Below are 13,622 nucleotides of genomic sequence, written 5' to 3' on the forward strand. Positions count from 1 at the left end.
CCTCAGCGGCTCGCTCGATTTTACTCGATAGGCAAAATAGGCATGGGCGGCCGCCAGCCAGCCGGTCCCGAAATCCGCCCCCCCGAAAACCAGGGCAGGAATTCGAGTGGAATCTCGACGCCGGCCTGAGTCAGAACCCCGGTCAGTTCGTCGAGCGCATCCTCAACGACACGTCCGCGAATATCTTGATCTCCGGGATCGCCCTGATCGAGAAAAGACCGCAGCCTTTCGCGCTCCGCCGCAATCTCCGTGTCGACGATGAACCCGGAATTGTCGGCCCGGTCACGCTCTCGTTCGCACCAATCGTAGACCGCCCGTAGGAAATGTCCGGCGATCGCGGCGTCCACCGGTCCATAGGGCGGCAAATGCTCGCGATAGCGATCGGTGACGAATTTCAAAGCGTCCATATGGGACCGACGCAGCGCCCGCGCGACATCATGATTGATCGGCAGGTGGCTGTCGCCGGCTCGTGCCAGCTGGCCTGCAACCGAGTCCAGGCTATCATCGACGATCTTGCCGAACAGGCCCGCGCTGACATTGCCCGCAAACGAGCCAGCCAGCGACGCCAGTGCGGTACTCATTCCCTCGGGTGAGCCGCAGGCTGTACTGATCACGAACGCAGTGACAGCCGTGCCCAACCCCAAAGCCGTCCGCGCGATACCGCCCATCGTCCCCCAATGCGCTCTATTGTTCGGACGCAGGTGCCTCCGGCTATTGCGGTGTAGCAAGTATAAGATCGATGCACAGAAGAAAATCTCTCCTATCTGGCCCGATTTTTCGAATTACCGGCCTTATGTCGCTGCCGGTTCGCTGGGAACATCATTCACCGCGTCGGCGAATTTGCGCATCAGCCGAACCAGTTTCTCGACATCATGGTCTTCCCAGCTTGCAAAAATCTGAGCGCCGATGCGTTCTCGCGCCAGGTCCACGGCATCGGTCATCGCCTTGCCCTTCGACGTCACCACCGCCTCCCGCACGCGGCGGTCGGCAGCGCTGGCCTCGCGCGCGACCAGGCCAAGGCTTTCCAGTTTAGCGACCTGCCGGCTGACCGTTGTGTAATCGCGCCCCACCCGGTCGGCGAGATCGACCACCCCGATCGGACCGAGCCGCTCGATTCCGACCAGCAGCGGAAACAGCGCGCGGTCCAGCGAAATGCCCGCTTCGCGCACCATCTGCTCGTCGCGCTGCGGGCGGTTCATGGCGCTGACGATATCGATCAGCGCCCCGTGCAGCACCCTGATACGGCCTGAATTATGTGTATAATGCACGTTTTTTCTTGACGCCATACCGACTCCCCCAATATGTGCATATTACACCCAAGGAGTCAGTGATGACAAAAGAAATCTCGCCCGGGATATTGATCTGCGGCGCCGGTGCGGCTGGCCTGACGCTGGCGATCGAGCTGGCTCGCCGCGGCATTCCCTTTCGCCTGATCGACAAGATCGATGCCCCTTTTCCGGGCTCGCGCGGCAAGGGCGTCCAGCCGCGCACCCAGGAAATTTTCGAGGATCTCGGTATCGTCGACCGGATGTTCGCGACCGGCGGCCCTTATCCGCCGCAACGCGAATATCGCGCCGACGGCAGCCATGCCGACTCGCACATCTTCGAACCGCATGCTGCGTCGCCCGCCGAACCCTGGCAGGGCCCGTTGCTGGTACCGCAATTCCTGACCGAAGGCGTGATGCGCGATCGGCTTGCCGAACTCGGCCACTGGCCGGAATTCGGCTGCGAGCTGCTCGGCTTCGAGCAGGACGACACCGGCGTAACCGCGCGCGTGCACGGTCCGAACGGTGAGGAGACGGTTCGCGCACGCTATCTGATCGGCACGGATGGCGGGCGCAGCGCCGTGCGCCATGTGCTCGATATCGGCTTCCCGGGCAAGACGCTGGGCGTCCGCGCGGTCGCCGCCGATGTCGCGCTGACCGGCCTGGACCGGGACGCGTGGCACCGTTTCGGCGAAGGATCGATGGAACGGCAGATCGCGATCTGCCCGCTGGCCGGAACCGACCTGTTCCAGATCCAGGCGCCGATCCCGCTCGATGGCGACCCCGACCTCTCCGCGGCGGGGTTGTCCGCGATGGTCGCGCACCGCACCGGCCGCGACGATATCCGGGTTCATTCGGTATCCTGGGCATCGGCTTATGGGATGAGTGCGCGGCTCGCCGATCGCTACCGGGTCGGCCCTGTGTTCCTGGCCGGCGACGCCGCGCATACGCATCCGCCGACTGGCGGCCAGGGACTCAATACCAGCATCCAGGACGCCTATAATCTCGGCTGGAAGCTGGCGGCGGTCTTCGCGGGCGCGCCCGACGCGCTTCTCGATACATATGAGGAGGAACGCCGGCCGATCGCGGCGGGCATGCTCGGCCTTTCCACCAGGCTGCTCGACGCCGCCAAGCGGGGCGACATCCGGCGCGGCCGCGATGTGCAGCAGCTCGACCTCGGCTATCCCGATTCGTCGCTTGCGCTGGAAGAGCCGGCACGCGGCGGCCGCCTGCTTGCCGGTGATCGCGCACCCGATGCGCCGATGCGCGGGGCGGCAGGGCATCCGGTGCGGCTGTTCGAGCTGTTTCGCGGCACGCACTGGACGCTGATCGGTCATCAGGCCGATCGCACGCTCGTGCCGCCGCGCGCCGGCCTGCACATCCATATCCTCGGCCCGCATGGCGACATCATCGACGATGGCGGCCATCTGCGAGATGCCTATGCGCTGGCGGCGGGAGATTGGGTGCTGGTCCGTCCCGATGGTTATATCGGGGCGATCGTCTCGTCCGGGGAGATCGGTGCGCTGGAAACCTATTTCCGGGCGGTGGGCCTTTAGGGCTGCGCGAAGAGCAGCACGAACAGGACCAGTGCGGCGAGCACCCCGGCCAGCACGGGGACGGCCTTGCCCGACCGCCGCCGCACGATGATCCAGGAGGACAGGATGCCCAGCAGCACGGACGCGCCGATCAGGACATGGTCGGCAAAGGCGCGGCCGGTTCCCGCATCCCAGCCGAGCGCGAACCAGCCATAGCCCAGGCCCCACAGGGCGAGCAAAAGCGCCAGGACGCCGGCACCGCGCATGACAAGACTCCAGGGTCGAGCGAGGCCCGCATCATAGCATGAATGACGGCAATGATCCTCCTCCCCATGCCGGGCCCGAAGCCGGAGAGGAGGATCACGTCGTTACGCGTCGATGAACAGCGGCTCGCCAGCCGCGTCGTCGTCCGCATCCTTGTCCGCCACGTCGCCGATCAGGCCCGATTGCCGATCGAACAACCGGCGATAGATGCCGTCCGGATTGGCCAGCAGCGCCTCATGATTGCCATCCTCGACGACCCGCCCCTGGTCGAACACCAGGATGCGGTCGAGCGTGCGCACCGTCGACAGGCGATGGGCGATGACGATCGCGGTACGCCCGGTCATCAACCGGTCCATCGCCTGCTGGATCAGGCTTTCCGATTCCGAATCCAGACTTGAGGTCGCCTCATCGAGAATCAGGATCGGCGCGTCGGCGAGGAAAGCGCGCGCCAGCGCCACGCGCTGCCGCTCGCCGCCCGACAGCTTCACGCCGCGTTCGCCGACCAAAGTCGCATAGCCGCGCGGCAACCGGGCGATGAACGCATCGGCATTGGCCAGCTGCGCGGCATGCTCGATCTCGGCCAGAGTCGCGTCGGGCCGGGCATAGGCGATATTCTCTGCCAGGCTGCGGTGGAACAGGATCGGCTCCTGCTGCACGATCGCGATCCGCGCGCGCAGCGACCGCTGCGTCACGTCACGCACATCCTGCCCGTCGATCAGCACCCGGCCATCGGTCACGTCGTGCAGCCGCTGGATCAGCTTGACGAAGCTCGTCTTGCCCGAGCCCGAATGCCCGACCAGCCCGACCCGCTCGCCGGCGCGGATCGTCACCGACAGATCGTCGTACAGCGGCGTTTCATGCCCGCCATAACGGAAGGTGACATGGTCAAAGCGGATTTCGCCCGCCGCGATCACCACGGGCTTCGCACCCGGCGCATCTTCGATGCCGAGCGGCTCGCCATGCAGATCGACCAGTTCCTCCAGCTCGTTCACCGCACGCTGCAACTGATGCACATAATGCCCGATATCGACGAGATAGCCGTGCAGGATGAAATAGCTGGTCAGCACATAAGTGATGTCGCCCGGTGTCGCCTGCCCCTGCGACCAGAGCCATAGCGCGCTGCCGACCAGGACCGTACGCACGATCCACAACAAGCCGATCTGCATCGTGCCCGACCAGGTACTGCGCACCCAGGTACGGGTGGTGCGGCGGCGCCATTTGACGACCACCCGCGCCAGCCGCGCTTCCTCGCGCGCTTCCGCACCGAACGACTTCACCACCGCATTGCCGCCGACCGCATCGGACAGCAGCCCGCCGATCCGCGTGTCCCAGCCATTTGACAACGACGCGGCCGGCGCGACCCATTTGGTCGAGAGCGCAAGCGTCAGCGCGATATAGACCACTGCGCCGAGACCCATCACCAGCCCAAGCAACGGCCAGTGCCAGCCGAGCAGCACCATCGTACCGGTCAGCACCACGAAGCAGGGCAGCAGTGCGAGCAGCAGCACATCGTCAAGCGTATCGAGCGCCCACATGCCGCGTGAAATTTTCCGCACGGTCGATCCGGCAAAGCCATTGGCGTGCCAGTCGGACGAGAAGCGCTGCACCCGCGCGAAAGCATCCTCGGCGACGTCGCCCATCAACCGCAGCGTGAACGGCACGACAGTCATCCACGCGAAATGGCGCAGTACGAGCATGGCCAGGCCGAGCGCAGCCATCACCGCGAACAGCCACAACGCGGTATCGCGCGTGTCGGCGGCAAGCGCATCGACCAGCTTGCCGGCGGCGACCGGCACGAAGATTTCGGTCACCGTCGCCGCCGAAATGGCGAGACCGATGAACAGCGCCCGGCCGCGCTGCCGCGCCCAATGCGCGAAGGTGAAGGCGAGCACGGCACCGATCACGCCGGCGCGGCTCTTCTTGCGAACATGAGTCATGGATTTATGACGCGGTGCGCACGCGCACCGGCTCCTTATAGCAATGTCGAGAGATGTCGCGGAGAAGGCGCCCCTTCAGGGCGGCCTCAGGACCTAATGGCGGTGTTTGCCGAGGCCCATGGCGGCGAAAGGCGGGCATGCAACGGTCGATGTCATCATCACTGGCCCTCCTTTATCTCGAAGCCGGAACACCGCGCCCTTACCAGCTAAACGCGCGATCGGCAACATCGCGGTGGGCGCCGGAAGAAGTGACTCGCCTGCTCATCCTTGATGCTTGCTCTTCCGCAGGCACGAAAATCGCTTCCCTGGCCTATGCCAGGGAAGCGATGGACTCGACTTGGCACCGGCAAAAACACCGGCGGAGTTCCGGGAGCACGCAGGAGAATATGCGCGCCGGGCCGAACTCAGCCGCTGGCAGCGCTGGTCCGGATCGCGCCGTTGACGCCATTGGGGAAGAACCCGCCACCGACCGTCGCCGCCTTGTTGAGATAGACGATGTTGAGCACCTGTCCCGTCGTGCGGCTGTACGCGATGCCATTGCCGTCGGTGGGGACGATGTTCGACATGCTGAGATCGGTCGCGAGGATGCCCTGGTCGAAGTCGCTCGCCCCATCCAGGCTGTCGCGCGCGTCGGAAATCTGCCCCGCGGCGGTGCGCAACGACGCAGTCGACACACCCTTGGCGTACAGCACCGTGCGCACCAGGCCGGCGTGATAGGCTTCCGCTGCAAGGATCCCCGCGGCCGCCTCGAGATAGGTCTTGTTGGTCAACAGCACCGATGCGCCCTTGTACGCGGTCACTCCGACATCTTCGAAGATGAACGCGCCGAGCAGGAAGAACTCGTCGCTCGAATAGGGGTCGAAGATTCCGGTCGCCGGCACCACTCCGGCGGCGCGCGCGGCGGCGGTGAAAGACCCGCTCGCATCGCCCGATATATTGATCGCCGGTTGCGCGACCGCCGATGCGCCGAGCTGGGTACGCAGGAAATTGACATGAGCCAGTTCGTCGAACGCGATCTCGCGGGCATAGGCGCGCACCACCGGATCGATGAAGTTGACCGCGCGGCCGCCGATGACCGCACCTTGCGTGCCCGTGCCGGTCAGCATCGATGCGGGCAGCCCCGCACCGAACGCTGCGAAGGAATAGAATTGCGCCTCGAGATATTCGAGGTTGAGTGCGAAGTTCAGCACATCGGCATCGCTCACCGCCGGGGTGGGCGTTGGGGTTGGTGTTGGGGACGGCGTCGGGGTTGGCGACGGCCCGAGCGATCGGTCATTGTCGCCGCACGCGGCGAGCAGCGACAGACCGCCTGCCGCGATCGAAACCTTGGCCGCGGTGCGCATGAAGTCGCGGCGCTCGGCGCGGCGACGATCGGATATCTCGAGAACCTGGAGAAGCGTGTCGGTATCGTGCATCGGAAATCTCCCCTGAATGGGTGACGATCTGGCGGAGGATCGGTTGGCTCAGTTGGCGGCGCTGGTCTTGATCGCGCCGTTGACGCCGGCGGGGAAAAACCCGCCCATGCCGGCCGCCGAGTTGGTCAGGTACACGATGTTGAGCACCTGTCCGGTCGTCCGGCTGAATGCGATCCCGTCACTGTCGAGCGGCACGATGTTCGACGTCGTACCCGTGCCTGTCCCGGTGCCGGTGATCCCCTGATCGAGATCGCTCGAGCCATCCAGGCTGTCACGCGCACCCGAAATCGCGTCGGCCGAGGTACGCAGCGACGGTATAGCCAGCCCCTTGGCATAGAGCACGGTGCGAACCAGCCCGGCATGATAGGCCTCGACCGCCAGGATGCCGGCCGCCGCCTCCAGATAGGTCTTGTTGGTCAGCAGCGGCGCTGCACCCTTGTAGGCGGTGACGCCGACATCTTCGAAGATGAACGCACCGAGCAGGAAATTCTCGTCATTGGCATAGACGTCGAACGCCGCGCCCGCGCCGATCAACCCAGCGGCACGCGCGGCATTGCTGAACGCACTGGTCGGCGTGACGCCGATATCGATGGCCGGCTGCGCGACGGCCACGGTACCGAGCTGGGTGCGCAGAAACGCGACATGCGCCACTTCGTCCTGCGCGATCTCCTTGGCATATTGCGCCACCACCGGGTCGGTGAAGGTCACCTTGCGACCGCCAGTCACCGCGCCCTGTGTGCCGGTGCCGGTCAATTGCCCGGCGGGCAGTCCAGTGCCGAACACCGCCACCTGATAGAATTGCGCCTCGAGATATTCGAGGTTGAGCGCGAAGTTCAGCACATCGGCATCACTCGGCGCACTCTGCGCCCCGGCGGTGCCGGCAAAGGAAAGCGCGGTCACGCCAGCGCCGGCCACCGCTGCCGCCCCGAATGCCGCCTTGAAGAAATCGCGCCGCTCATTGCGACGTTCGACACGCCGATCGAGGACGTCGATCAATTGTTCCTGGTCGATGGTCATTGCTGAACCTCCCTTGGGTCACGTCCAGCGCAAACTAACCGTCTTCAGATTAGTTTCAAGTCATTGAAAAGATTCATTTATTTTTGATTCCGAAAGAGCGCGGAGAGGCTCTTCACGAACCATGCGCGCCGGGCCTGCTGCCATCGAGAACCGCTTCTGGAAAGCAGGTACGGGCGAACCCGCCGCATAGATGCATGGCTTTGATCGAGCTTTCGTCGGGCTCATTGCATTCGCCCCTCGAACAGGTCGCGGTCGCCGACCAGCGCATCGCCGACCAGGTCGAAAAACGCCCGCACTCGCGCAGTCGCCTTCAGGTCGGCATGAGTGACGATCCACAGCTCGCCCGCCAGCTCGGCGATCGGCGCGGCCATTGCGCGCACCACGTCGCCGTCGCGGTCACCGAGATAACAGGGCAGCAGCGCGACCCCCATGCCGGCCTTCGCCGCGATCAGCTGATTGACCAGACTGTTGGTGCGATAGGCGAACGCCTCGGCCGGCACTTGGCGCGCGAGCCAGTCGGCCGCCATGATCCCCGCTGCCGTCTCCTCCCAGCCGATCAGTGCGTGGTGCCCCAGCCCGTCGCCGCCTGTAACCGGCGCGCTGGCCGCGAGATAGGCGGGCGCAGCGTACAGGCTCCAAGCCACCCCGGCGAGCTTGCGCCCCCACAGATCGGCTTCTTTCGGACGGATCGGGCGCAGCGCGATATCGGCCTCGCGCCGCGACAGGCTCAGCACGCGATTGTCGATCGCCAGTTCGACCATGATCCCCGGATGCCGGCGGCGGAACGCGGCGAGATGATCGGTCAGCCGGCTATAGGCGAGCGTCTCCGACGATGTGACGCGCAGCCGCCCGGTCAGCCGGTGGTCGCGCCCGGCAATATCGCGGTCGAGCGCCAGCGCCTCATCCTCCATGCGCTCCGCCGCCGCCGCCATGCGTTCGCCCGCCTGAGTCGGGCGATAGTCGCCGCCCGGCAGCCGCTCGAACACGCGCGCGCCAAGCCGCGCCTCGATCGCATTGAGCCGGCGAAAGGCGGTCGAATGATCGATACCGAGCAATTTCGCCGCGGCGGTCAGCCCACCGGCACGCCGTACCGCCAGCACCAGCTGCAGATCGTTCCAGTCCTTCATGCCGCAAATATAGCATCGACACAGCTTGCAGTCATGCAAGACTGGCTGGCATTATCCCAACGTGCATTGCGATCTCACAAACACCAGATCGATCCGGACGGCGATCCCCTCGCCCAGCCAAGGATCCGATCATGAAGCTTTATTACGCTACCGGCACCTGCTCGCTCTCGCCACACATCGTCGCGCTAGAAGCCGGCATCGCACTCGAACTGGAGCGCGTCGACATCCGTGCCACCCCGCACCGCACCGAGACCGGCGCCGATTTCACTGCACGCCACGCCAATGGCTATGTCCCGGCGCTTGAACTCGATGACGGCTCGCTGCTCACCGAAGGAGCGGCGATGGTCCAGTATCTCGCCGACCTCGCCCCCGGCGCCCGCCTCGCCCCGCCCGCCGGTACAGCGGAACGCTATCGCCTCCAGTCCTGGCTCAACTTCATCGCGACCGAGCTGCACAAGATGTACAGCCCGTGGCTGTTCCACCCGGAATATGGCGCGCAGGCGCAGGAGGTCGCACGCGGCAAGATCGCCGAGCGTCTCGCCTATGTCGACCGCCATCTCGCGACATCCGGGCCATATCTGCTCGGCGAAGCCTTCTCCGCCGCCGACGCCTATCTCTTCACCATTGTCGGCTGGTCGGCCTTCGCCAAGGTCGACCTGGCCCCCTTCCCGCAGTTGCGCGATTTTCTCGACCGGGTCGGGGCACGGCCTCAGGTGCGCGCAGCGATGCGTGCCGAAGGCATGAAGGCGGCGGCGTAAGGTCATGAGCCAGGGCATAGCTTGGACCCTGCTGGTCGCGGCCGGGCTGCTAGACGTCGCCTGGGCGGTGTCGATGAAATATGCTCAGGGCTATAGCCGGCTCGGCTGGAGCCTCGTCTCGCTGCTGTTGCTCGCCGCCTTTGTCTATCTGCTCGGCCGCGCATTGGCGGTACTGCCGGTCGGTACCGCCTATGCGGTGTGGACCGGCATCGGCGCCGCCGGCACTGCGTTGCTCGGCATCTGGCTGTTCGGCGAGAGCATGAGCCTGTGGCGCTTCGGCGGCATCCTGCTCGTCCTTGCCGGCATCGCGCTGCTCAAGCTCGCGCCGGCGTGAACAGTCCCTCGGTTTGAAGCGCCTCCCCTCTCCGTTCGGGCTGAGCCTGTCGCAGCCCTGCGCTTCTTTCGGGGCAGGAAGAGCGGTGCCGCGACAGGCTCAACACGAACGGGGGATGAAATACCTTATCGCGCGCCTTCCTTCGCCAGCCGCGCATCGAGCGCGGCGGAGAATTTCGCCGCATAGGCCCGGCAGGCACCGGGATCGAGGAACGGGTTGGGCCTGGTGCCGGCGCTGAACTTTGCGAACTTCTCGTCCCCGCCCGACTGGTCGGGATGCGCCGTGAGCAACAGGTCGCAGGGCAGCGCCGACATCGCCGCGAAGCTGCGACGGTACGATGCCACGATTCCGGCATGCGCCGGATCGGTGAAGCGATAGCCATCGGCGGAGACCGGGTTGAGGCTCGAGGCGAACACCATGTCGATGCACTTGCCCTTTTCACACGATTTCCACGTCCAGCTCATGCTGCCCGACGTGTGCCCCGGCGTAGCGCGGGCGGTGATCACGACATCGCCAAGCCGGATCGTCTCGCCATCGGCGACCGCGCGTACCTTCGGCACCGCGGGGAAAGTGTCGAGATGTGCCGCCTGCGGATCCTCGGGCAGGGCGCGACCAAGACGCAGCGAGGCCGCCCCATCCCGGCCTGCAAGCACCGTCGCACCGCTGTCGCGCACCAGCGCGGCAAAGCCGCCGCCATGGTCGTAATGCGGTTCCGTGCTGAGAATATATTTGATCTGACGGACATCGAAGCCGAGCCGGCGGATATTCGCCTCGACCGTCGCGACGCCCTGCGGCACGCCGGCATCGATCAGGATCAGCCCGGCCTTGGTGCGGATCAGCGCAACATTCAGCTCGGTGAAGCCGACCAGATAGCTATTGCCATACACCCGCATCGGCGGCTGCGGCTTGAGCCAGCGATCGGCATAGCCCGGCGCGATCGGTCGAGTCAGCGGATCATCCTTCGGGGCCTCCGCGCTGCCGCGGCCGGTCATCAACGCCAACAGTGCCGCACCGATCATTATCCGTTTCATCGTCATCTCCCGATCCTCTGGCGCAAGACTGATCGGAAAGCGCCCGGCGCTCAAAGCATCTTCTCTCGGCCGAGCCATGAAATGGATTCATGCGCAGAGTGGAGTCACGGCAACAGGCTGGCGCGATTGATGCGCTGCGCTCACAACAGCTGAGCGGCGGCGGCGCATAGCGGCACCGCCCCCCGCGCTCCATATCCGCCCTTCAGTTCAGCAAAGAGGCACATCATGGATCTCCACCTTACCGACAAGACCGCCATCGTCACCGGCGGCACCGGCGGCATCGGGCTCGAAATCGCCCGCTCGCTCTCGCTGGAGGGTGCGCGCGTCACCATCACCGGCCGCACCCAGGCCAAGCTCGACGAAGCGATCGCCGACCTCGCCAGCTCCGGCGGCACGCCGGTGACCGGTATCGCCGCCGATGTCGCCACCCCCGAGGGAGCAGCACAGCTCGCACGCGAGCTTCCGCAGGTCGATATCCTGATCAACAATCTCGGCATCTATGAAAGCAAGCCGTTCGGCGAAATCAGCGACGCCGACTGGGCCAACATGTTCGACGTCAATGTGATGAGCGGCGTGCGCCTGTCGCGCAACTATCTGCCCGGGATGCTCGATCGCAACTGGGGCCGGATCATCTTCATCTCCAGCGAATCCGGCCTCGCCGTGCCGCACGACATGATCCATTACGGCACCAGCAAGACCGCCCAGCTATCGATCGCTCGCGGCCTCGCACAATTGACCCGCGGCACCAACGTCACGGTCAATTCGGTGATGCCGGGGCCGACCCGCTCGGCTGGGATCGAGGATTTCCTGCGCAGCCAGGCGAGCGACCCGAGCCTGCCGATCGCCGAGATCGAGGCGGAATTCTTCGCCACCGCGCGCGCCTCGTCGATCATCCAGCGCATGATCGAGGCCAAGGAGATCGCCGATCTGGTCGCTTATGTCGCCAGCCCGCGCGCTTCCGCCACCAACGGTGCCGCGCTGCGCGCCGAGGGCGGCCTGGTCAACACCATCGCCTGACGCACAAGGGCGGGGAAGCCGTTGCGGCCTCCCCGCCCGTCATGAGGCACATTCATCGCGTCACATTGCCGGCCTGGCCAGCATCCACAGCGCCATCGCGACCATCAGCACATTCTCGGTCAGCGAGATGAAGCCGAGCGGCACATTGCTGTCGCCACCGACACAGGCGCATTTCAGCGTGCGCCGCTCGATATAGACCGCCTTGAACACCGACACCGCGCCGATCGTACCGATGAACAGCGCGACCGGGATCGACAGCCAGCGCAGAGTCCCGGCGATCATCAATACCCCCGCCAGCCCTTCGGCAAAGGGATAGACCCGCGCATAGGGCACCCAGCGCTGCGCGAGCAGGTCATACCCGAGGAACATCGACGAGAAACTGTCGAGATCGCGCAGCTTGAGCATCGCCAGCACACACATGCTGAAGGCGATGAACCATTGCACCGCCTGCACCGTGAACGGCGTGCCGGATACCGCCTGGCTGGTGGCGAGCGCCATCAGCGCGGTGATCGCGAACACCGCGACGACCGGGGTATAGGTCAGCGCTTTCGGATCGCGCACGCGCAGCCCGAGATGACGGCGCAGATCGTCATAGCCGCCGATCCGCTGCCCATCGATAAACGTCTGCGGGGTCGTCTCGACGCCCTGCTGCGCCTTGAACGCGTCGATTTCGGCGCGGCTGGTCAGCCAGCGATCGTCCACCGCATATCCCTTGCTGCGCAGCAGATGCTGCGCCTTCAGGCCATAGGGACAGACATGATCGGGCATCATCATGCGATAGAGAGTAGCCGTCGGGGTGGCAGTCGCGATCGGGCGCGCGGGCATGACGCATTTCCTTGTTTATGGTCGAACCCGCCCCAAATGGGGTCCGTACCATAGTCCGGAGTCAAGCGATGAAACCGATGACCATTTCGGGGCTGGCGCGCAGCGGCGGCGTCGGAGTCGAAACGATCCGCTATTATCAGCGGCTCGGCCTGATCGACTTGCCCGAACGCAGCGGCGGCAATGGCCTGAGCGGCGGCATGAGGCGGTACGATGCCGGCCATGCCGACCGGCTGCGCTTCATCCGCGCCGGTCAGCGCGCCGGCTTCACGCTCGACCAGATCGGGCAATTGCTCGCGCTCGATGCGCGCCACGACCATGATGCGGCGCGCGCGCTGGCGGAGGAACGCATTGCCGCGCTCGATGCGCGGATCGCCGAGATGCAGGAGGCGCGCACCGCGCTCGCCCGGCTCGCCCGGCAATGCGGTACGGCGGCGGCCGAGACCAACCCGGCGCCCTGCCCGATCATCACCGCCTTCGACCGGCACTGAAGGGCGCCGCTTTTCCGACAGTGCTCGCTGCTTAACTTGTGCTCCCGCGAAGGCGGGAGCCCAGACTGGGTCCCCGCCTTCGCGGGGACACAAGCGCCTCGATCGAAGGCATAGACCCGTGGTGAATCATGACCTGATGTCGAACGTGCCTCGCGCATCTACATCCGGCGAATGCCGATTAACCCTTAGTCCCCATCACACCCGCACCCCGCGACCGGCACAGCGCGTCGAAATCCTCCGCCAGTTCGGCCAGCGTGACCGCCGCCAGCCGCGCGGTCAGCAGCGACTCCGCCTCGCGCAGCGCATCGTCCAGCGCACGGTTGACCGACTGCTCCACGGCACATTCCGGATTGTCACTCTCATTGCCGATCGCGAAGATCCTCGGCCCGCCGACCGCGCGGTGGATGTCGAGCAGCGACACGTCGCTCAGGTCGCTCGCCAGCGTCCAGCCACCGCCATGCCCCTTGACCGAGTGGACATAGCCCGCCTCGCGCAGGCCGGCCATGGTCCGGCGCACCACCACCGGATTGGTGCCGAGCATCTGCGCGATCGTCTCCGACGTCATCGGCCCGTCGTGCCGCGCCATGTGCAGCAGCACATGGAGCATGC

Annotated in this window: 15 protein-coding genes; 5 read left to right on the forward strand and 10 right to left on the reverse strand. The window is 65.5% G+C overall.

The window, feature by feature from the left end; all coding sequences use genetic code 11:
* Positions 1-20 precede the first annotated feature (20 nt).
* Together H3Z74_RS16755 and H3Z74_RS16760 are read right to left on the reverse strand one after the other, a co-directional pair.
* Positions 21-668 carry a hypothetical protein gene (locus tag H3Z74_RS16755; protein ID WP_187760716.1) on the reverse strand — a complete coding sequence of 216 codons (648 nt, stop codon included), beginning with the start codon at positions 666-668 and terminating at the stop codon, positions 21-23.
* A gap of 123 nt (positions 669-791) precedes the next feature.
* Positions 792-1,268, reverse strand: coding sequence for a MarR family winged helix-turn-helix transcriptional regulator (locus H3Z74_RS16760; RefSeq protein ID WP_229726636.1), 477 nt, complete (start codon positions 1,266-1,268; stop codon positions 792-794).
* Between the two features lie 62 nt (positions 1,269-1,330).
* Here H3Z74_RS16760 and H3Z74_RS16765 point away from each other — a divergent pair, with 62 nt between their 5' ends.
* The gene (locus H3Z74_RS16765; protein ID WP_187760718.1) at positions 1,331-2,821 is read left to right on the forward strand and encodes an FAD-dependent oxidoreductase; all 1,491 of its coding nucleotides are present in this window, start codon (positions 1,331-1,333) and stop codon (positions 2,819-2,821) included.
* Here the strand turns inward: H3Z74_RS16765 and H3Z74_RS16770 are convergent.
* The 5 genes from H3Z74_RS16770 to H3Z74_RS16790 all read right to left on the reverse strand — a co-directional run bounded on the left by H3Z74_RS16770 (position 2,818) and on the right by H3Z74_RS16790 (position 8,560).
* The gene (locus tag H3Z74_RS16770) at positions 2,818-3,066 is read right to left on the reverse strand and encodes a hypothetical protein (RefSeq protein WP_187760719.1); all 249 of its coding nucleotides are present in this window, start codon (positions 3,064-3,066) and stop codon (positions 2,818-2,820) included. The genes H3Z74_RS16765 and H3Z74_RS16770 overlap by 4 nt on opposite strands.
* Before the next feature lie 102 nt (positions 3,067-3,168).
* Complete coding sequence (locus tag H3Z74_RS16775; RefSeq protein WP_187760720.1) at positions 3,169-5,001, reverse strand: ABC transporter ATP-binding protein; 1,833 nt, start codon at positions 4,999-5,001, stop codon at positions 3,169-3,171.
* Between the two features lie 404 nt (positions 5,002-5,405).
* A complete protein-coding gene (locus H3Z74_RS16780; RefSeq protein WP_187760721.1) occupies positions 5,406-6,416 on the reverse strand; it encodes a ferritin-like domain-containing protein in 1,011 nt (336 codons plus the stop codon).
* Positions 6,417-6,464: 48 nt separating this feature from the next.
* Positions 6,465-7,433: a ferritin-like domain-containing protein gene (locus H3Z74_RS16785; RefSeq protein ID WP_187760722.1), complete on the reverse strand. Its 969-nt coding sequence runs from the start codon at positions 7,431-7,433 to the stop codon at positions 6,465-6,467.
* Positions 7,434-7,654: 221 nt separating this feature from the next.
* Positions 7,655-8,560 carry a LysR family transcriptional regulator gene (locus tag H3Z74_RS16790; RefSeq protein ID WP_187760723.1) on the reverse strand — a complete coding sequence of 302 codons (906 nt, stop codon included), beginning with the start codon at positions 8,558-8,560 and terminating at the stop codon, positions 7,655-7,657.
* 131 nt (positions 8,561-8,691) lie between these two features.
* On the opposite strand from H3Z74_RS16790, the gene gstA reads away from it, so the two are divergent.
* Both gstA and H3Z74_RS16800 read left to right on the forward strand, forming a co-directional pair.
* Positions 8,692-9,318: a glutathione transferase GstA gene (gstA, locus tag H3Z74_RS16795; protein ID WP_187760724.1), complete on the forward strand. Its 627-nt coding sequence runs from the start codon at positions 8,692-8,694 to the stop codon at positions 9,316-9,318.
* 4 nt (positions 9,319-9,322) lie between these two features.
* On the forward strand, positions 9,323-9,652 hold the full coding sequence (locus tag H3Z74_RS16800; protein ID WP_187760725.1) for a DMT family transporter: 330 nt from the start codon (positions 9,323-9,325) through the stop codon (positions 9,650-9,652).
* 125 nt (positions 9,653-9,777) lie between these two features.
* Here H3Z74_RS16800 and bla read toward each other — a convergent pair whose 3' ends face one another.
* Positions 9,778-10,683, reverse strand: coding sequence for a subclass B3 metallo-beta-lactamase (gene bla, locus H3Z74_RS16805; protein ID WP_187760726.1), 906 nt, complete (start codon positions 10,681-10,683; stop codon positions 9,778-9,780).
* 225 nt (positions 10,684-10,908) lie between these two features.
* On the opposite strand from bla, the gene H3Z74_RS16810 reads away from it, so the two are divergent.
* A complete protein-coding gene (locus H3Z74_RS16810) occupies positions 10,909-11,700 on the forward strand; it encodes an SDR family NAD(P)-dependent oxidoreductase (protein WP_187760727.1) in 792 nt (263 codons plus the stop codon).
* 60 nt (positions 11,701-11,760) lie between these two features.
* On the opposite strand, the gene H3Z74_RS16815 is transcribed toward H3Z74_RS16810, so the two are convergent.
* Positions 11,761-12,525, reverse strand: coding sequence for a glutaredoxin family protein (locus tag H3Z74_RS16815; RefSeq protein ID WP_229726637.1), 765 nt, complete (start codon positions 12,523-12,525; stop codon positions 11,761-11,763).
* A 68-nt stretch (positions 12,526-12,593) separates the two neighbouring features.
* On the opposite strand from H3Z74_RS16815, the gene H3Z74_RS16820 reads away from it, so the two are divergent.
* Positions 12,594-13,013, forward strand: coding sequence for a MerR family DNA-binding protein (locus H3Z74_RS16820; protein WP_187760728.1), 420 nt, complete (start codon positions 12,594-12,596; stop codon positions 13,011-13,013).
* 178 nt (positions 13,014-13,191) lie between these two features.
* Here the strand turns inward: H3Z74_RS16820 and H3Z74_RS16825 are convergent, their stop codons facing one another.
* Entirely contained in the window at positions 13,192-13,620 is a 429-nt protein-coding gene (locus H3Z74_RS16825) for an Rrf2 family transcriptional regulator (protein ID WP_459440452.1), read from the reverse strand.
* Positions 13,621-13,622: the final 2 nt, after the last annotated feature.

This window comes from Sphingomonas alpina, from assembly GCF_014490665.1.
Lineage (GTDB): Bacteria > Pseudomonadota > Alphaproteobacteria > Sphingomonadales > Sphingomonadaceae > Sphingomonas > Sphingomonas alpina.